The organism is Vibrio sp. VPAP30, from assembly GCF_001188205.1.
In the GTDB taxonomy this organism is placed as follows: Bacteria; Pseudomonadota; Gammaproteobacteria; order Enterobacterales; family Vibrionaceae; genus Vibrio; species Vibrio bivalvicida.
Map to the genome: position 1 here is coordinate 50,886 of NZ_LBLS01000010.1, position 18,592 is coordinate 69,477.

Below are 18,592 nucleotides of genomic sequence, written 5' to 3' on the forward strand. Positions count from 1 at the left end.
ACTATTCCCATGAGCAAACCCATTGTATTGAGTGGTGTTCAACCATCAGGTGAACTAAGTATCGGTAACTACTTGGGTGCTCTACGTCAATGGCAACAGATGCAAGATGATTACGATTGCCAATACTGTGTGGTAGACCTTCACGCAATTACGGTTCGCCAAGATCCGCAAGCATTGCATGAAGCCACTCTAGACGCACTTGCAATCTGTCTTGCCGTTGGTGTTGATCCGCAAAAGAGCACGCTATTTGTTCAGTCACACGTACCAGAGCATGCTCAACTTGGTTGGCTTCTTAACTGTTACACCCAAATGGGTGAGCTGAGCCGTATGACTCAGTTTAAGGACAAGTCAGCCCGTTACTCGAAAGACTCGTCTAGCCAATTTGGTGATGTAAACGTGGGCCTATTTGATTACCCAGTACTTATGGCTGCAGATATCTTGCTATACGGCGCTCACCAAGTACCAGTAGGTAGTGATCAGAAGCAGCACTTAGAGCTTGCGCGTGATGTTGCCAACCGCTTTAACAACATCTACTCGCCAGAGCAGTCAATCTTCCAAGTGCCAGAGCCGTATATTCCGACAGTGAATGCGCGTGTAATGAGCCTGCAAGATGCCACTAAGAAGATGTCTAAGTCAGACGACAACCGCAAGAACGTGATTACTCTGCTTGAAGATCCTAAGTCGATCATCAAGAAGATCAACAAAGCGCAAACTGATACCGAGACGCCACCACGCATTGCCCATGATTGGGATAACAAAGCGGGTATCTCAAACCTAATGGGTCTTTACTCGGCAGCTACAGGTATGAGCTTTGAAGAGATTGAAGCTCAGTACCAAGGCGTTGAAATGTACGGTCCATTCAAGAAAGATGTTGGGGAAGCTGTAGTGGCAATGCTTGAGCCAATCCAAGCTGAATATCGCCGCATTCGTGAAGATCGCGCTTACATGGACAGCGTAATGAAGCAAGGTGCTGAGAAAGCTTCGGCTCGCGCCGCTGAAACATTGAAGAAAGCATACCAAGCGGTAGGTTTTGTGGCTCGCCCGTAGGGCCGAGCAGACAGCCAGATGCTAGAACGTTTCTCTCCGAGAATCGAGAGCGGGCTTCGCCCTTCGAGATAGAAACGTTGGTAGTTTTTGTTAAGACTTAGATGTTTACGCTGAAAGAGAAAGGGTTGACACATTGCGCCAACCCTTTAATTTTTTCTCGCTTCTCGCTTCTCGCTTCTCGCTTCTCGCTTCTCGCTTCTCGCTTCTCGCTTCTCGCTTCCCGCTACTGAGCCCCTTCAAACCCCATCTGACGCCACGCTTCAAAAGCAATGATGGCAACCGCGTTAGACAGGTTCAAGCTACGCGCATCTGGCATCATTGGAATGCGAATACGTTGTTCCATCGGCATATTTTCAATTAAATCTGCAGGCAGGCCGCGTGTCTCAGGGCCAAACAGCAGTACGTCACCTTTTTGGAAGTTGGCATCGACGTGATGGCCTGTTGTCTTAGTCGTACAAGCAAAGATGCGGTACTCGCCGCGTTCTTTTTCTAGGTACTCGACAAAAGCTTGGTAATTTTTGTGGCGGGTAACGCGTGCTAGGTCATGGTAATCCAATCCCGCTCGGCGTACTTTCTTCTCTTCTAGATCAAAACCAAGTGGTTCGATTAAGTGAAGGTTGGCTCCACAGTTGGCGCATAAGCGAATAATGTTACCCGTATTCGGGGCAATTTCTGGTTCGTACAAGGCGATATCAAACATGACTAACTCTTAACGCTGATGGTTCATAGGCTAGAGAGTATAATACCAATCCAATTGATTTTCTGAACATAAAAATGCTTAGGCATTGTGGCGGCACAGAGCCGCCAAGTTCGACCTTGTTAGTTCAATGCTTGTTGTTATGAGTGTTGAGCTAGAGCAACGGCATAGTTCTCGCTCACGGCGTCCCAGTTGACGACGTTCCACCAAGCCTCAATATAGTCAGGGCGACGGTTTTGGTAGCTGATGTAGTAAGCATGTTCCCATACATCGAGAGCCAAGATGGGCTCACCTTGCTCAGTCGCCACATCCATCAGAGGGTTGTCTTGGTTGCTAGTTGAAGTAATCACCAGCTTGCCATCTTTCACAATCAGCCAGGCAAAGCCAGAGCCAAAGGTATTGATTGCTGCCTGAGTGAATTTTTCTTGGAAGGCTGAAAAGCTACCAAAGGTAGACACGATATCTTCACCGAGCTTTCCTTGAGGTGCGCCTCCACCGTTCGGTGTCATGCAGTTCCAGTAGAGAATATGGTTGTAGTAACCGCCACCATTATTACGTACAGCGGGAGGGTGCTGAGATATATTGGCAAAGATATTATGTAGTGATGCGGACTCTAGTTCAGTCCCTTTAACTGCGGTGGCAAACTTATCAAAGTAAGTGCGGTGATGCTTGCTGTAATGGACTTCCATTGTTTTTGCGTCAATGTAAGGCTCTAGTGAGTCGTATGCGTAAGGAAGTTCTGGAAAAGTGTGAGACATAGTAAATCCTCCATAATTGAAGGATTTACTTTAAATGATAATGAGATCTATTATCAACTATATCTTTTGTCGGGTTATTTATCAGCACCGAGTGGTAGAGTTATTTCGACTCTTAACCCGCCGAGCTTGCTGCGTTTGGCCACAATGGACCCACTGTGTTGGCGTATCGCACTTTCAGTGATAGTCAGACCTAACCCCGTTCCGCCGCTATGCCTATCTCGTGCAGTCGATACTCGGTAGAAGGGTCTGAAAATCGCATCTAACTCTTGGTCGGGTACTCCTTCGCCATTGTCATCAACCGCAATCATGATTTGCTGATGAGATTCAGTAAACTCAATTTCGATACGGTCTCGACCGTAATAGATAGCATTGCGGACAATATTGTCTAAGGCGCTCATCAACAGTTTTGGGTTTCCGGAAATAATACGCTCAGGAATGGCATTGAAGGTAAGCGCTTTCTCCATCTGTTCAGCTTCAAACTGGGCATCAGCAAGAATTGCCTCCCATAAACTAGCCATAGGTTGAGGCTCTCTTGTTAGATGGCTGTCAACCTGCATACGTGACAACTCTAGCAGCTCGGCAATCATCTGCTCTAAGCGCTGTGCTTCAGTATCAATACGCGTTAACTCTGGGCTTTCGCCTTGTTTTCGGGTAGCGAGTGCATTTGCCATTCGTAGTCGAGTTAACGGTGAACGAAGCTCATGGGAAATGTCCGATAGTAAGCGCTGCTGGCCTGAGATCATCTGGTTAACGGCTTCTACCATCTGATTAAAGCTTGCTCCCGCTTGACGAAATTCACTGGTGCCTTTTTCAAGCTCTGGGTCAATAATAAATTCCCCTTTAGCGACGCGTTTTGCCGCACGTTCAAGTTTACGAGCAGGTTGGCTTAGTGCCCATGCCAGCCAGAGTAAGAGCGGGGTACTAACCAACATAACCGCAAACAACAACTGGAATGGCCTATCAAACATACGCAATAAGAAAGGTGGTGGCTGGTTCCATTTCACGCCGACATATAGCAGCAGGTCTTGCTTAGCTATAGTAACGGGGAGTGGACCTGCAAGCATATAGTGACCATAGAGTTTTTGCTTGGGTTGGCTATCGATTTCGACGCTGGTGATAAAGTTTTGCAGTGCGCGATACTTAAAATCTTTGTGGTTTTGCGTGGTGAGCAGGTTGCCTTCTAAGTCAGTGACAAAGAAACGTGGGCGAGGATCTCGTGATGAGCGTTTACCTCCTTCAAGCTTAAACAATACGCGAGCAAGGTTGGTATCTTTAGCGTAGCGCTTTTCGATACTGTTTTTCAGTTCGATCATTCGCTCATAATGCTCAACTGGAATATCTCGTGCTTTTCTTGGATCTAGGTGCGGCAGTGACAGTACCGCCATCAGCACCAAACACATGGTAAACCAAAATATTGCGAAGATACGCCCGTATAAGCTAGTAATTTTAGGCAGACGCATTAATCTTCCTCTACCAATAAGTAGCCACGTCCACGCAAGGTTTTGATCCTCGATTTACCATCTTCTCTTTCTGGCAGCTTCTTACGCAGGTTGGAGACATGCATATCAATGGCACGGTCAAAGGCGGCAAGTCGTTTACCGAGAACATCCAAGCTTAGAGCCTCTTTGGTCAGGGTTTGTCCTGGGTTTTGAATAAAGTGACTAAGCAGAGCAAACTCAGTAGTGGTCAATTCTATTTGCTGACTCTGACAGTAAGCTTCCTGTTTACCTGGGTAAATCTGAATATCTTGATACTCAATACAGTCTGAACTTTTAGTGCTTTTACCTGAACCATTGCTCTGAGTACGACGTAAGATAGCGCGAATACGTGCAAGCAGCTCTCTGTCGCTAAATGGCTTTGGCAGATAATCATCAGCGCCAAGTTCTAAACCAATGACTCGGTCAATTTCTTCGCCCTTGGCGGTGAGCATTAACACCGGTGTTTGCCAGCTCTCTCTTAATCTTTTCAGTGTTTCCATTCCGTTGAGCTTCGGCATCATTACATCAAGCAATATAAGATCAATCTTGTCATTGAGCAGCGCCAATCCTTCTTCGCCATTGTTCGCTTCAGACACGTCAAAGCCTTCAAAGGATAGGACCTCTTTTAATAAGCTAGTTAGCTCGGTATCGTCATCAATCAATAAGATATTTGGCATAGCAAGGTCTCTACATAAGTTGGATATCTATATATTACTGTTAAATGACCAATTGATTTAGGGTCATTGTCGCTCTTTACGATTCTTTACTCTCTCCATACGTTGCTTTACGCAGCAGGTCGTATTCTACACTCAAGCGCTGTGAGAACAGCTCAATCCAATAGATAAAGTGAAAGGTACGATTATGAAAATGACAAAGAAACTTATAGTAGCGGCAGTTGTTCTTCCTCTAACTCTAGGTACGGCCAGCGCATTCGCATTCGGTGGCAAAGATGGTAAGAAAGGTGGTCATGGTGAATGTGGTGGTGGCTTTGACCGTGGCATTATGCGCCAGCTTGATCTCACTGATGCGCAACAAGACCAAATCAAAGAGATGCGCCAAGCAAGTAAGCAAGAGATGAAAGCCGCATTTAAAGATAACTTTGAAGCACGCCACGCAGAGATGCAAGCTCAAAAAGACAAAGTGCAGGCATTAGTTCTAGCAGATAACTTTGACCAAGCGGCAGCTAGCGAGCTAGCTAAGGTCATGGTCGAACAGCAAACGGAGCGCAAAGTGAAAATGCTTGAGAAGCAGCACCAGATGATGAGCATATTAACTCCAGAACAGAAAACAAAGTTTGTCGAACTACAAAAAGAGCGTTCGGCGAAATGCCAAGAAAAAATGCAACAGCGTTTTTCGCGCTAATTAGGAGCGACCTTTTTATTAGGCGGCTAGAGAGCCGCCTTTTTTGTGCCATTTTTATTCAACAATTCTAAGGTTATACTTAGGGGATGTTTGTTTAATAATCAAAGCACTATGAAACAAGAATATGCTCGCTTAGTCACTATGGCTGCATGGACAGCCACTATCGTGGCAACACTCTTACTGGTGGTAAAAGTTGGGGCTTGGTGGGTGACAGGTTCGGTGAGCTTACTGGCCTCGTTAATTGACTCCATGCTTGATATTGCCGCGTCATTGGTTAATTTGATTGTGGTGCGTTATTCACTCCAGCCCGCAGACAAAGAACATACTTTTGGTCACGGCAAAGCAGAGTCGCTAGCTGCATTAGCACAAGCGATGTTTATCTCTGGCTCGGCTGTGTTCTTGATTTTAAGTGGTATTGAGCGCTTCTTTAGACCCCATGACCTACAGTCACCAGAGTATGGTGTTTATGTCAGTTTGTTCGCCATCGTCGTGACTTTCGCACTGGTGCGTTTTCAAAAGCATGTGGTGAATAAAACGGGTAGCCAAGCCATTGCCGCAGACTCACTCCATTATCAATCTGACCTCTATATGAATGCTGCGATCATGCTAGCACTCGGCTTAAGCTGGTTTGGTATAACTCAAGCTGATTCGGTGTTTGCAATCGGGATTGGTGTCTATATTTTATACAGTGCGTTTAAGATGGTTCAAGAAGCAATCCAAACACTGCTTGATCGCAAATTACCAGATGAAGAGCTAAAAGCGATTCGAGAGTGTTGTGTAAAGGTTGAAGGCGTATTGGGTGTGCATCAACTAAGGACTAGAATGTCGGGCCCAACTCGATTTATCCAGCTGCACTTAGAGTTGGAAGACAATATCCGATTAATTGAAGCGCATCGAATCTCTGACGAGGTAGAAGATAAACTACTTGAGCTTTATCCTCATTCAGATGTACTGATCCATCAAGACCCATATTCTGTGGTACTAGGATCAGAAAAAGCTCAGAAGTCGCAAGGTTGGTAACGCAAAAGTGTCAGTTATTGGCTATCTTTTCAGCGATAGCAGTTTTAACTGTGATCCTGATATGTATCAATGATGCCTATTGGTAAAGCTGTAATACTCTTACATAAGTAGAAAAGTTACATAATTTGGCGCAAATATATCTAGTATTCCTGATTAGGAAAGGTAACATATTGCGCAGTTAAAGGAATTTAGTTGGTGGCTTATTGAAAGCGACCAACGTAAAAATTGAAATAAGATTCCCAAAAATCGAGGGTGAGCATGATTAAGAAGATCGGTGTCTTGACGAGTGGCGGTGACGCACCAGGTATGAACGCAGCAGTACGCGGCGTGGTTCGCACAGCGCTCTCTGAAGGACTAGAAGTTTACGGTGTATTCGATGGTTACTTAGGTCTTTATGAAGATCGTATCGAGAAACTAGATCGTTCAAGTGTTTCTGACGTAATCAATAAAGGCGGTACGTTTTTAGGTTCTGCACGTTTCCCAGAATTCAAAGAAGTGGAAGTGCGTCAAAAAGCAATCGAAAACTTACAGAAACACGGTATTGAAGCTCTGGTTGTTGTTGGTGGTGATGGCTCTTACATGGGGGCTAAAAAGCTAACAGAAATGGGTTACCCATGTATCGGCTTGCCTGGTACTATCGATAACGATATCGCAGGTACGGATTACACGATTGGCTACCTAACAGCATTGAACACTGTTATCGACGCGATTGACCGTCTACGTGATACTTCATCTTCACACCAACGTATTTCTATCGTAGAGATTATGGGCCGTCATTGTGGTGATCTTACCCTGATGTCTGCAATTGCTGGTGGCTGTGAATACATCATCACGCCTGAAACTGGTCTGGATAAAGAAAAACTGATCAGCAATATCCAAGACGGTATCGCTAAAGGTAAGAAGCACGCGATCATTGCTCTAACTGAGTTAATGATGGATGCTAACGAGCTAGCAAAAGAGATCGAAACGGCGACAGGTCGTGAGACTCGCGCAACGGTTCTAGGTCACATCCAACGTGGTGGCCGCCCGACTGCATTTGACCGAGTGCTTGCATCTCGCATGGGTAACTACGCAGTGCATCTACTGATGGAAGGTCACGGTGGCCGTTGTGTGGGTATTCAAAAAGAGCAACTTGTTCATCACGATATTATCGATGCTATCGAGAACATGAAGCGCCCAGTACGTGAAGATCTATTCAAGGTTGCTGAAGAGCTATTCTAAGCCAGCATCATATTAAATAAAAAAGCCAGTTGGGAAACCAACTGGCTTTTTGTTTATTGAAGCAAGGTTAGTTGACTAGCATAGTCGATAGAACGTAACCCACCGTTGTTGCGGTAATCACGCCGATAAAGCCTGGCAACAAGAAGCTATGGTTAAGAACGTACTTACCAATCTCAGTAGTACCAGAGCGGTCAAATGTAATCGCTGCAAGGTCACTTGGGTAGAATGGGAAGAAGAAGTAGGCATAACATGCTGGAAGCACACCGATTAAGACGGGAGCTGGAATACCCATCGCAAACCCAAGTGGTAGCATGATGGTCAGCACTGCTGCTTGGCTCTTCAAAAATACCGACACCACGAACATTGCAATGGCAAATGTCCACGGATGAGCTGCGACAATATCGCTAACCAGGCTGATTAAGTAAGGCTTGTGGAAACCGATAATAGTGTCACTCATCCAAGCGATACCAAAGATAATGATCACCGCAGTCATACCAGCGATAAACACGTTACTGTGAACGATCTTCTTAGGTTCTACCTTAGTCGTCAGTAGGATCAAGGCACCGACAGATAGCATCAAGAACTGAATAGCTACTGACATCTTAACGCCATTTGGAAGCAACCCGAGATCTTTACCGAACATGGCAACAAAGATAACCGTTGCGATACCCGCTAAAAAGATCCCCAATCCGCGTTTAGCGACTTGCTGGCTCGCTGGTTCGCTTTCATCTGGTAGTACTTCGTCAATCAGTTGAGCTTTAAACTCTGGATCTTGGCAACGTTCGATAAACTCTTGGTCTTGTTCCAGTTCTTTCCCGCGTTTCAGACTCCACGTACAGCCTACTAATACACCTGTTAATGTGGCAGGAATGGTCACTAGTAGGACATTAACTAGACTGATATCTAGGTGATTGTCGGCGGCTGTTGCCATAACGACGGCTGCTGCTGCAGCGATCGGGCTAGCGGTAATACCCATTTGTGAAGCTACGGTTGACATCGCCATCGGACGCTCAGGGCGGATACCTTTTTTATAGGCAACATCATAAATAACAGGCAGTAGTGGGTAGACTGAGTGACCTGTGCCGACTAATACGGTTAACGAATAGGTACAAAGCGGGCCAAGAAAAACAATTTGGTTTGGATGTTTACGCAGCAATCGCTCAGCAAACTTTACCAGGAGCTTTAAGCCGCCTGTCGCTTCAAGGGTTGCTGAGGCTGCGACAACAGCAAGAATGATCAACATTACGCTGATCGGTGGTGAACCCGGTGCGACACCAAATACGAATGCGAGAACCGAAACACCCAAGCCCCCGAGCAAACCGAAAGCAATGCCTCCATGGCGGATACCAATAAATATAACCGTCAGAAGCAGGAGCATATGCACGTAAAACATAATCAAACCCTACATTGGTATAAAAGATAGGGTTATGCTACCCAAAAGAGGTAGATGGAAACGTGAGCCTATTTGCTTCTCTAGCCTCAGAGATTGACTATCGAGCTATTCCTTGTTTCGAATCAAATATTTCACGGTAAACAAAGCTTTGTTTTAGGCTATTGGCAGAAATCACGAGTTAAGTTTGCGGTTTCTGCGGCTTATCTCGCGAGTTAGCAGCCGCTAGTGGTCAAATTAATACTTGGTGCGGCACCTGAAGTGGCTTCGGTGTATTGCAGGTAGCAATTAAGAGAGGACTGGCGCCGACTACCGGGCATATATAAGATGATGCCATCATTGGCATTAGTATTACTGAAATACCAGTCTGCTCCCTCAGCACCGAAGGTGGCGTCTTCAATACTCGCATCAAGGATCTTTGCCCAAGTATTGGCATTGTCTGCCTTAGCATAACCGTAAACAATGCTGATACTTTCTCCTTCTACAGTGACGGAGCCACTCGCAGCAGTGTCGAGAGCTGCGACAGCAGATACACCGATCAACTGGTCATTGGCACCTTGCATTGCCCCCTTTAATCCTTGCAAAGCAGAAGTACGAGCATCGCTTTGCAGGTCGAGTAAGCGAGGTAGGGCTGTGACGGCAAGTATGCCGAGTATAACAATCACAATTACCAGTTCTATTAGCGTAAAGCCGCGTGTGTTTTTCATCATTACTCTAAATGTAAATCGAGCGGGGTCTTACTTTTTCGCCCACCAATCTCGCGCGTTAACTTTGGTACTAGATAGCCAGATACCTGCTCCATTAGCTCTGACATAATGGTCTTTGCCTTCTGGTCAGAAATGTAAAAATGGGCAGCCCCTTGTACTTTATCTAGTACATGAATGTAGTAAGGTAAAATTCCAGCATCAAATAGTGCGTTGCTGAGTTCAACCTGGCTCTCAACGCTGTCATTGACTCCTTTAAGCATAACACCTTGGTTTAAAAGAGTAACGCCAGCTTGCTTAAGTTGACTTAATCGAGTTGTCAGTTCTTGATCGATCTCTTGTGCATGGTTGATATGAGTGACCAAAATGACTTGCAAGCGCGTCTCATGCAGAAGTTGAGTGAGTGTTTCTGTAATACGAGCAGGGATCACTACCGGCAATCGAGAGTGGATACGTAGGCGCTTTATATGCTTGATATCGGCAATATGGGCAATCAGCCATGTAAGCTCCTCATCCTTTGCCATTAGTGGGTCACCACCTGATAGAATGATTTCATCAATTTCAGGGTGCGCTTGGATGTAATCCAAACTTTGCTGCCAAACTGATTTTGCTCCCTTGTTTTCATCATAAGGGAAGTGGCGACGGAAACAGTAACGGCAATTAATTGCACAGCCGCCTTTGACGATCATTAACGCGCGGTTACGGTATTTGTGTAATAAGCCTGGGATGGCATTGCTTTGCTCTTCCAATGGATCGTTGGAGTAACCCTGATGTACTTCAAACTCTTCGCTGAGCGGTAAAACCTGGCGTAAAAGAGGGTCAAATGGATTGCCTTTTTCCATTCTATCGACAAAACTTTGCGGAACACGCTGTGCAAAAAGCTTGCGAGCAGCAAATCCGTCTTGCCATGGCTTAGGATCTATTTCGAGCTGCTCTAGCAGTTTTGCAGGATCAGAGATCCCATTCGCTAGCTGTTTGAGCCAGTTTTGCTCAACAGAAACAACTTTTCGGGTTATGATGTGCGGCATTGAATTTAGCTCTAAGAATGTAAGAGGAAAAAATGGCTACTGTTAGCACCAATGAATTTAAAGGCGGCTTGAAACTAATGCTTGATAACGAGCCTTGCGTTATCTTGGAAAACGAATACGTTAAGCCGGGTAAAGGTCAAGCGTTCAACCGTGTAAAAATTCGTAAGCTTCTTTCTGGTAAAGTGCTAGAGAAAACCTTTAAGTCTGGTGAAACTTGTGAAGTTGCAGACGTAATGGATATCGACCTAGATTATCTATATAACGACGGCGAATTCTACCACTTTATGAACAACGAAACATTTGAGCAGATCGCAGCAGATGTGAAAGCGGTAGGCGACAACGCTAAGTGGTTGGTAGAAAACAATACGTGTATGCTAACACTATGGAACGGTAACCCAATTGTAGTGACACCACCAAACTTCGTTGAGCTTGAAGTAACTGACACTGACCCTGGCCTAAAAGGTGATACTCAGGGTACAGGCGGTAAGCCAGCAACACTATCAACAGGTGCTGTTGTTCGCGTTCCTCTATTCATCGCAATTGGCGAAGTGATCAAAGTCGATACTCGCTCTGGTGAGTACGTGGGCCGCGTAAAATAAGCCTAGTTTAGGTTAAGTTTTGGAAAAAGGTCACTTCGGTGGCCTTTTTTTGTTTTTCACCTAGAGGATTGATATGCCACAATTCTAGTTCAAGTAACTGTGGCTAAACTGGTATTCATGAAACAGTCTTTAAAAATCTGGCTTGACGCCGCTCGACCAAAAACTTTGCCATTGGCATTGGTCTCTATTCTTACGGGGAGTGTACTGGCATACTCCACTCATCAGTTTTCACCTGTAGTTGCTTTGTTGGCTTTTCTTACCGCAACGCTGTTGCAAATCCTTTCTAATTTAGCCAATGATTATGGTGATGCTGTTAAAGGCACTGACAACGATAATCGTCTTGGTCCAATGCGCGCGATTCAATCCGGTGCAGTAACACAGCAGGATATGAAACAAGCGATGATTATCAATGTGGTGTTGACCGTTATTGCTGGCCTTGCGTTAGTAATGTATGCGTTAGAAAGTTTGCAGAGCATTCTGGCCTTTATTGGTCTTGGTGTACTCGCGATAGTTGCGGCAATTGCGTATACCGTTGGTAATAAGCCATATGGTTATGTTGGGCTGGGCGATATCTCAGTATTTATCTTTTTTGGCCTGTTGGGTGTGGCTGGTACTTATTTCCTTCATACTGGTATTGTTGATCCTCAACTCATTTTGCCTGCCATAGGCTGCGGTCTTCTTGCTGTTGCGGTACTCAATATCAATAATATGCGCGACATTGAGAATGATGAAGTGTGTGGCAAAAAAACGGTTGCTGTTAGGCTTGGACAAAAGCGTGCTAAGCAATATCACTTTGCTCTACTTGCAGGTGCGGTGATCGCTTTTTCAGCTTATTTAATCCACCAACCTAGCCCTATTTGGATTAGTTTGCCGTTTCTACTAAGCCTGCTTATGACTTTTAAACACGGCAAAGCAGTATGGCAGGCAGAAAGACCTGCGCAAATAGCTCCTATGATGTCAGTGATAGTGAAGTGCTCTATGGTGACTAACTTATTGTTTGCTGGAGTGGTTATAGCTCAAACTCTGGTCAGTTAAATGATACATGTCATTGCAATGACTTAATGACCTTATATACTCGATGGAGATAACGAACGGTATGGGAAGGAATACTATGGAATACAATACCTCAGCCTTGTGCGACATTTATTTAGAGCAAGTAGATGTTGTAGAGCCAATGTTCAGTAACTTTGGTGGTTGTGCATCGTTCGCAGGCCAAATCACAACAGTAAAGTGTTATGAAGATAATGGCTTGATTCGTGAAATCCTTGAGCAAGACGGTTTAGGTCGTGTGCTGCTGGTTGATGGCGGTGGTTCACTACGACGAGCTTTGATTGATGCTGAGCTTTCTTCATTAGCGGAAGAAAACGAATGGGAAGGTATTGTTGTTTACGGTTGTGTTCGTGAAGTGGATGAACTCGAGGATATGAGCATCGGTATTCAAGCGATTGCCGCTATTCCTGTAGGGGCTGCGCCTCAAGGCATCGGTGAAGTCGATGTGCCAGTCAACTTTGGTGGTGTGACTTTCCTTCCTGAAGACTATCTATATGCGGACAACACAGGTGTGATTCTTTCTCAAGAGCCGTTGAATGTAGAGTTAGAAGTCGAAGAGGAAGAGGAAATAGTTTCCGTAGATTAGCCTTTTTCCGCCCACACAAATAGCACCGACTCTAGTTGTCGGTGTTTTGCTTCACGTCGTAGCCGCCAGATGTTGCACTCTGAGCCGAAGCGCGTATAAGTAGCCGGATATGCCGCCGACAATATTGCCCACGGCGATACCGATAAACAGTCCTTCAATGTCATACAACTGCCCTCCTAACCAAGCACATGGCAAAGTGAATAGGAACAGGCGCATAAAGCTCCACTGGAATGCTTTGAGTGGTTCGTGTAGTGCGTTTAGCCCAGAAACCAACATCATCATCACTCCCAAGAAACCATAGCTAAATGGTACCACTAACAAATAATGCCAAAGCAGGTCTTTAACCGTTTGCTCTTGTGAAAAAAGCGCAGCAAGCGGAATGCTCAGTGGCACCATCATGACAAAAATACCAGCCTGAAATACCATTGAGAAGCGCATACTTAAAAACAGCCCGGCAAAGCTACGTGCAGGGTTGTTTGCCCCCATATTCTGCGCAATAAACGGCGTGAGCGCGGAAGTTAACGACATGAGAACTAAGATCAGAATAGATTCTACCCGTTGGGCTGCGCCGTAGGCTGCCACTGCGGCTGTGCCGTGAGTCGACAGCATCATCATTAATATAGCGCCAGACAGTGGGGTTAGTGCATTCGATAAAGCGGCAGGTGTGCCTATTTTCAGAATTTGTTGCCAATCTCGCCAGAGGGTTTTAAAGCATGGTAAAGCGAGCAGTTTTTCTCTTCTTATCAGTATGTAGAGCGAGCCAATCAAAGCGCCAAACCAACTCATCGCGCTGGCAATCGCAGCCCCTTGGATGCCTAATTCAGGAAATGGTCCATAACCAAAAATCAGTAACGGATCGAGTACGCCATTGATCAATCCCGCAAGCATCATGATTTTCGCTGGAGTTTTTGTATCTCCAGTGGCGCGAATTGCACTATTGCCCGCCATAGGCACGACCAAGAGTGGGATGGTTAGGTACCAAATATCCATATACTGATGGATTAACGGTAACAGGGATTGCTCTGCTCCAAGCAATAGAAATAGCGGCTCGATGGTAAACAGCCCAAGCGCAGAAGCGAGAGCAACCAGTAACACTGCAAGCAGTAATCCATGAGAAGAAAATCGCGCAGCAACAATAGGTTGGCCTTGTCCAAGCAGGCGACCGATATTGGTCGAAAGCCCCATACCAATTCCCATGGTGATGCAGTTGACGGCAAAGGTCACCGGAAAGGTATAGCTAATTGCGGCAAGTGCTTCGGTACCGAGTAACGAGATAAAAAAAGTATCCACTAAGTTAAACATCAAGATCGCCACCATGCCAAAGGTCATGGGAACAGTCATCTGACGGAGTACTTGGGGAATTGAGCCAGTTAGAAGGCCATGCTTATCCTGCATTCGGTATAACTATTATTATTGTGGAAAAGCGTAGCATACTTGATTGGTGTGCCAGACACAAAAAAGGCCAGCCGAAGCTGACCTTAATCTGTCGTATTTTTCGATTAGTTGAAGTTGTAGCTAGGCGACTCGCGAACGAAGTCCCTGAGCATAGGTTTCCTATGTGATGAGGTGAGTCAGAGCAGTCAACAACGCGACAACGATAACTAAGACGAAAAAATTAAGCTTTTGCTTTAGCTGCTGCTTTAGCTGCTGCTTTAGCGATAGCTGCAAAGCCTTGTGCGTTAAGCGCTGCGCCGCCAACTAGAGCACCGTCGATGTCTGGTTGCGCGAAGTATGCTTCTGCATTTTCTGGCTTAACGCTGCCGCCGTATTGGATGATTACTTGTTCAGCAATTGCAGCGTCTTTTTCAGCGATCATTGCACGGATAGAAGCGTGGATGCGTTGTGCATCTTCAGCTGTAGCTGCTTTACCAGTACCGATAGCCCAGATTGGTTCGTAAGCGATGATTGCGCCGTTAAGAGCTTCAACACCGTACGCGTCGATAACTGCGTTGATTTGACGTGCACATACTGCTTCAGTTTCGCCAGCTTCGTTTTGAGCTTCAGATTCACCGATACAGAAAACAGGTTTTAGGCCGTTTTCTTGTAGGAATTTGAATTTCTTAGCAACGAACTCGTCTGATTCGTTGTGGTATTCACGACGCTCAGAGTGACCGATGATGATGTGAGTCGCACCGAAATCTTTTAGCATTTCTGGAGACATGTCGCCAGTGAATGCACCGCTGTTGTTTAGGTCAGTGTTTTGTGCACCTAGGATGATCTTGTTACCGCCTTTTGCGATTAGCTGCTCAGCTAGATCGATGTAAAGCGCTGGTGGAGCGACGGCTACGTCAACACCTTCAACGCCTTCAAGTTCAGCGTTAAGACCAGTTAGCAGCTCTTTAACCATTGCTTTGCTGCCGTTAAGCTTCCAGTTACCCATCACTACAGGACGACGCATAGGAATATCTCCGTATTTAATCAATTAATGTAAAAAATCTTCGTAAGAATATAACAGATAAAATAGGGGAGATCATGATTACCGTCATGTCTTATTGGATATTCCCCATTGGTTGGAACTGTGAACACTCAGATCTCACGTTTATCTGCTTTCTATCAGTGATCCATGGAACAGATTAGTTGAAACCTGCTCGGAATTCCGCATAGAAATTGGTAATAGTGTGGTGCACTTTTTGTTTATTGTGAAACTCTCTTACATTTGAGGAATACTATGCCGAACCTAGTAATGGAATACTCCAACTCTGTTGATGAGCGCGTTAATGTTCAAGGTCTACTTGAAGACTTACACCATGTCGCGTTAACTTGCGGTTTGTTTGATGTGGACTCGGTAAAATCTCGTTCTCTGCGTTGCCATAACTGGCTGATTGGTGAATCCGGCGATAGTGTTGACTTTATCCATATCAGCTTCGAGCTGCTTGATGGCAGAACCGCTGAGCAAAAAAGAGAGTTGTCTCGCCAGTTGATGACCGTATTACAACAACAGGCGAGTCACGTGCACAGCTTAACGGTCAACATTCGTGATATGGATAAAGAGTGTTTTCAAAAGGTAATCAACTAGTTTTTTGGAGCCCACTGGCTCTAGCTTTTTATATTTTAGGTATTAATGATGTCGATGAAAGAATTGCTGTTTTCGTTTCAAGGCCGAATAGGGCGTAAAACCTATTGGGTTTGGAACGTGGTTTATTATTTGATGATTGTTGGCTTTGCTATGGGGATGAATGTATTAGCTCCATCCATCGCGCATCTGATTCTGCCCGTATTTCTGATAGTTATTTTGGTCCCTGATTTGGCAATTACGGCTAAGCGTTGGCATGACCGTGGAAAATCAAGCTGGTGGCTGCTGCTTAATATTCCACTTGTGATTGGTCGTATGACCGTACCAGTTGGCGACCCTTCATTGACGGGGCAACCATCTATGTTACAAGCCGCTGCCTCATTTGCCGCATTAGTGTGTGGCGTATGGGTTCTAGTCGAATGTGGCTTCTTAAAAGGTGCGGATGGTGAGAATCAGTACGGACCGGAGAGTCAATAAGTAACAGCCGAACGGGCTTCTCCCTTCGAGAAACAAATCGTTACTCCATAGAGCGACGAAGGAGCGAGTAGGGAATCTACATAAGTAATCTACTTGCCTGAAGAGATCCTCAACTCACTCGTTCCTATTTCTCGGGGATGACCGTTAGTAAAAATAAAGGGCTGACATTAGGTGTCAGCCCTTCATAGCTAATTTATCCGTAGGGCGAAGCCCGTTCCCGAATCTTTCTTCCCAAGCGTAGTGCTACTTCCTCAGAAAAACTTCTTCCACTTGATGATCCTGACCTTTCTTTAAAATTAAATGGGCGCGCCCTTTGGTAGGCAGAATATTGGCGTCTAAGTTCACCCCATTAATCGATTGCCAAATACTATGTGCTTTTTCAATCGCTTTCGCTTCAGTCAGTTGGGTGTAGTGGTTAAAGTAAGAACCAGGCTTGGTAAAGGCACCTTGGCGAAATTTTAAGAAGCGCTCGACGTACCATTGTTCGATCACTTCACTCTTAGCATCGACGTAAAGCGAGAAATCTAAGAAGTCGGAAACAAATACACGATGTGGGTCATGTGGGTAGTCCATGCCACTTTGCAACACATTTAAGCCTTCAATGATCAACACATCAGGACGGTCGACCTTTTTAAGTTCGTCAGTAATGTCATAGGTGATGTGTGAGTATACTGGTACTTCAAGATTAGGCTTGCCTGCTTTTACATCAGAAACGAAGTCTACCAAACGCTTGATATCATAAGACTCAGGAAACCCCTTACGATTTAAAATGCCGCGTTCATCCAGCATCTTTTTTGGGTAAAGGAAACCGTCTGTGGTAACTAGCTCAACTTTAGGGTGGTTATCCCAGCGTGATAGCAGTGCCTTTAGCAAACGTGCGGTGGTACTTTTACCGACTGCGACGCTGCCAGCGATACCAATAATAAATGGTGGAGCTGAACCTTGGTGGTCCAAAAATTTATTTAACACTGAGTTGCGACTTTGCCGCGCGACCACATATAAATTGAGTAGACGTGCGAGTGGCAAGTATATCTCTTCTACTTCATCCATTGTGAGGCTTTCGTTCACCCCTTGAAGTTCAACCAGATCGGTCTCGGATAACGTCATCGGCACTGAATTACGTAATTCAGCCCATTGTTGACGGTTAAATGAGAGATATGGAGTCATAGTCATCCTAACTTGGTTTCACGCTAGAGCAGCGAAAATACAACAACCAAGCAAGATTGCAAACGACATCGTCGACATTAAGTCATTTTTTGCTACCAAATTGGGCGAAAATTCAACAAATAAGCCCAATTGGAAGAAAAAGGAGTTTTTTTTTAATTTTCCTATTGCAAGGCAGAAAATCATTCAATAGAATGCGCACCACTTATGCCGACTTAGCTCAGTAGGTAGAGCAACTGACTTGTAATCAGTAGGTCACCAGTTCGATTCCGGTAGTCGGCACCATTTTTCCGCTTATCTCTTTTTAGAGCACGAGAGAAATGGATTGAAAATTTGGAGGGGTTCCCGAGTGGCCAAAGGGATCAGACTGTAAATCTGCTGGCACTGCCTTCGATGGTTCGAATCCGTCCCCCTCCACCATATTCTTAAGGAAATAGCTCACAGAGTTACGTGTTGCGGGCATCGTATAATGGCTATTACCTCAGCCTTCCAAGCTGATGATGCGGGTTCGATTCCCGCTGCCCGCTCCACTCTAATTTGAGTGCTGATATAGCTCAGGTGGTAGAGCGCATCCTTGGTAAGGATGAGGTCGGCAGTTCGAGTCTGCCTATCAGCACCAGCTCTAAGCAATGTTTTCCTTTTGATACTTTCTTTTAACTAAACTACGTTTAGTGATTAAGAGAAGTTTATCACCAATACTTTTTGGTTGCGTGGTCATTAAAGCCACCTAAATCCGTACCTAGAGGGACAACTCATGTCTAAAGAAAAATTTGAACGTACGAAACCGCACGTAAACGTTGGTACTATCGGCCACGTTGACCACGGTAAAACAACTCTAACTGCAGCGATCTGTACTACTCTTTCAAAAGTATACGGCGGTGAAGCGAAAGACTTCGCATCTATCGATAACGCTCCAGAAGAGCGTGAGCGCGGTATCACAATCGCAACTTCTCACGTTGAGTACGACACTCCAACTCGTCACTACGCACACGTAGACT

The 18,592-nt window shown here is 45.3% G+C and carries 20 protein-coding genes and 4 tRNA genes; 14 read left to right on the forward strand and 10 right to left on the reverse strand.

The features are described from left to right. Positions 1-9 precede the first annotated feature (9 nt). Complete coding sequence (trpS, locus tag ZX61_RS01755; RefSeq protein WP_049843007.1) at positions 10-1,047, forward strand: tryptophan--tRNA ligase; 1,038 nt, start codon at positions 10-12, stop codon at positions 1,045-1,047. 223 nt (positions 1,048-1,270) lie between these two features. On the opposite strand, the gene trmL is transcribed toward trpS, so the two are convergent. The 4 genes from trmL to ZX61_RS01775 all read right to left on the reverse strand — a co-directional run bounded on the left by trmL (position 1,271) and on the right by ZX61_RS01775 (position 4,657). Then, positions 1,271-1,747 (reverse strand): tRNA (uridine(34)/cytosine(34)/5-carboxymethylaminomethyluridine(34)-2'-O)-methyltransferase TrmL, encoded by a 477-nt coding sequence (gene trmL / locus ZX61_RS01760; RefSeq protein ID WP_049843008.1) that lies wholly within the window; start codon positions 1,745-1,747, stop codon positions 1,271-1,273. A 137-nt stretch (positions 1,748-1,884) separates the two neighbouring features. After that, positions 1,885-2,502 carry a superoxide dismutase gene (locus tag ZX61_RS01765; RefSeq protein WP_049843009.1) on the reverse strand — a complete coding sequence of 206 codons (618 nt, stop codon included), beginning with the start codon at positions 2,500-2,502 and terminating at the stop codon, positions 1,885-1,887. A 74-nt stretch (positions 2,503-2,576) separates the two neighbouring features. Continuing rightward, a complete protein-coding gene (gene cpxA, locus ZX61_RS01770) occupies positions 2,577-3,962 on the reverse strand; it encodes an envelope stress sensor histidine kinase CpxA (protein ID WP_049843010.1) in 1,386 nt (461 codons plus the stop codon). Continuing rightward, the gene (locus tag ZX61_RS01775; protein WP_049843011.1) at positions 3,962-4,657 is read right to left on the reverse strand and encodes a response regulator; all 696 of its coding nucleotides are present in this window, start codon (positions 4,655-4,657) and stop codon (positions 3,962-3,964) included. The genes cpxA and ZX61_RS01775 overlap by 1 nt, the downstream gene beginning before the upstream one ends. Positions 4,658-4,841: 184 nt before the next feature. On the opposite strand from ZX61_RS01775, the gene ZX61_RS01780 reads away from it, so the two are divergent. The 3 genes from ZX61_RS01780 (at position 4,842) to pfkA (ending at position 7,583) form a co-directional block, all read left to right on the forward strand. After that, positions 4,842-5,342: a CpxP family protein gene (locus ZX61_RS01780; protein ID WP_049843012.1), complete on the forward strand. Its 501-nt coding sequence runs from the start codon at positions 4,842-4,844 to the stop codon at positions 5,340-5,342. Positions 5,343-5,453: 111 nt separating this feature from the next. Then, entirely contained in the window at positions 5,454-6,362 is a 909-nt protein-coding gene (gene fieF / locus ZX61_RS01785) for a CDF family cation-efflux transporter FieF (RefSeq protein ID WP_049843013.1), read from the forward strand. 258 nt (positions 6,363-6,620) lie between these two features. Beyond that, positions 6,621-7,583, forward strand: a complete 963-nt coding sequence (gene pfkA, locus ZX61_RS01790; RefSeq protein WP_049843014.1) for a 6-phosphofructokinase — start codon at positions 6,621-6,623, stop codon at positions 7,581-7,583. Positions 7,584-7,650: 67 nt separating this feature from the next. Here the strand turns inward: pfkA and ZX61_RS01795 are convergent, their stop codons facing one another. The 3 genes from ZX61_RS01795 to epmB all read right to left on the reverse strand — a co-directional run bounded on the left by ZX61_RS01795 (position 7,651) and on the right by epmB (position 10,705). After that, entirely contained in the window at positions 7,651-8,976 is a 1,326-nt protein-coding gene (locus tag ZX61_RS01795; protein WP_049843015.1) for an anaerobic C4-dicarboxylate transporter, read from the reverse strand. A 212-nt stretch (positions 8,977-9,188) separates the two neighbouring features. Next, positions 9,189-9,683, reverse strand: coding sequence for a type II secretion system protein (locus ZX61_RS01800; protein ID WP_049843016.1), 495 nt, complete (start codon positions 9,681-9,683; stop codon positions 9,189-9,191). Further along, complete coding sequence (gene epmB / locus ZX61_RS01805; protein WP_049843017.1) at positions 9,683-10,705, reverse strand: EF-P beta-lysylation protein EpmB; 1,023 nt, start codon at positions 10,703-10,705, stop codon at positions 9,683-9,685. Before epmB ends, ZX61_RS01800 begins: the two co-directional genes overlap by 1 nt. Before the next feature lie 32 nt (positions 10,706-10,737). Here epmB and efp point away from each other — a divergent pair, with 32 nt between their 5' ends. The 3 genes from efp (at position 10,738) to rraA (ending at position 12,940) form a co-directional block, all read left to right on the forward strand. Next, positions 10,738-11,304, forward strand: a complete 567-nt coding sequence (gene efp / locus ZX61_RS01810) for an elongation factor P (RefSeq protein WP_038203787.1) — start codon at positions 10,738-10,740, stop codon at positions 11,302-11,304. A 117-nt stretch (positions 11,305-11,421) separates the two neighbouring features. Continuing rightward, positions 11,422-12,339 (forward strand): 1,4-dihydroxy-2-naphthoate polyprenyltransferase, encoded by a 918-nt coding sequence (locus ZX61_RS01815; protein WP_049843024.1) that lies wholly within the window; start codon positions 11,422-11,424, stop codon positions 12,337-12,339. A 76-nt stretch (positions 12,340-12,415) separates the two neighbouring features. Further along, positions 12,416-12,940 (forward strand): ribonuclease E activity regulator RraA, encoded by a 525-nt coding sequence (rraA, locus tag ZX61_RS01820; RefSeq protein ID WP_049843018.1) that lies wholly within the window; start codon positions 12,416-12,418, stop codon positions 12,938-12,940. Positions 12,941-12,991: 51 nt separating this feature from the next. On the opposite strand, the gene ZX61_RS01825 is transcribed toward rraA, so the two are convergent. Together ZX61_RS01825 and tpiA are read right to left on the reverse strand one after the other, a co-directional pair. Further along, positions 12,992-14,335 (reverse strand): MATE family efflux transporter, encoded by a 1,344-nt coding sequence (locus tag ZX61_RS01825; RefSeq protein WP_200904206.1) that lies wholly within the window; start codon positions 14,333-14,335, stop codon positions 12,992-12,994. A 220-nt stretch (positions 14,336-14,555) separates the two neighbouring features. Next, the gene (tpiA, locus tag ZX61_RS01830) at positions 14,556-15,338 is read right to left on the reverse strand and encodes a triose-phosphate isomerase (RefSeq protein WP_049843019.1); all 783 of its coding nucleotides are present in this window, start codon (positions 15,336-15,338) and stop codon (positions 14,556-14,558) included. Positions 15,339-15,608: 270 nt separating this feature from the next. Here tpiA and ZX61_RS01835 point away from each other — a divergent pair, with 270 nt between their 5' ends. Together ZX61_RS01835 and ZX61_RS01840 are read left to right on the forward strand one after the other, a co-directional pair. Beyond that, positions 15,609-15,956 (forward strand): 5-carboxymethyl-2-hydroxymuconate Delta-isomerase, encoded by a 348-nt coding sequence (locus ZX61_RS01835; protein ID WP_049843020.1) that lies wholly within the window; start codon positions 15,609-15,611, stop codon positions 15,954-15,956. Between the two features lie 48 nt (positions 15,957-16,004). Further along, positions 16,005-16,430 (forward strand): DUF805 domain-containing protein, encoded by a 426-nt coding sequence (locus ZX61_RS01840; RefSeq protein ID WP_049843021.1) that lies wholly within the window; start codon positions 16,005-16,007, stop codon positions 16,428-16,430. Positions 16,431-16,673: 243 nt separating this feature from the next. Here the strand turns inward: ZX61_RS01840 and coaA are convergent, their stop codons facing one another. After that, complete coding sequence (gene coaA / locus ZX61_RS01845; RefSeq protein WP_049843022.1) at positions 16,674-17,597, reverse strand: type I pantothenate kinase; 924 nt, start codon at positions 17,595-17,597, stop codon at positions 16,674-16,676. Positions 17,598-17,803: 206 nt separating this feature from the next. Here coaA and ZX61_RS01850 point away from each other — a divergent pair. The 5 genes from ZX61_RS01850 to ZX61_RS01870 all read left to right on the forward strand — a co-directional run. Beyond that, positions 17,804-17,879: transfer RNA gene (locus ZX61_RS01850), tRNA-Thr, on the forward strand. 50 nt (positions 17,880-17,929) lie between these two features. Next, positions 17,930-18,014: transfer RNA gene (locus ZX61_RS01855), tRNA-Tyr, on the forward strand. Positions 18,015-18,049: 35 nt separating this feature from the next. Next, positions 18,050-18,124 (forward strand) — tRNA-Gly (locus ZX61_RS01860). Between the two features lie 13 nt (positions 18,125-18,137). Further along, positions 18,138-18,213 (forward strand) — tRNA-Thr (locus tag ZX61_RS01865). A gap of 135 nt (positions 18,214-18,348) precedes the next feature. Next, the coding region (locus tag ZX61_RS01870) for a GTP-binding protein (protein ID WP_235431278.1) at positions 18,349-18,592 on the forward strand (244 nt) is incomplete at its 3' end.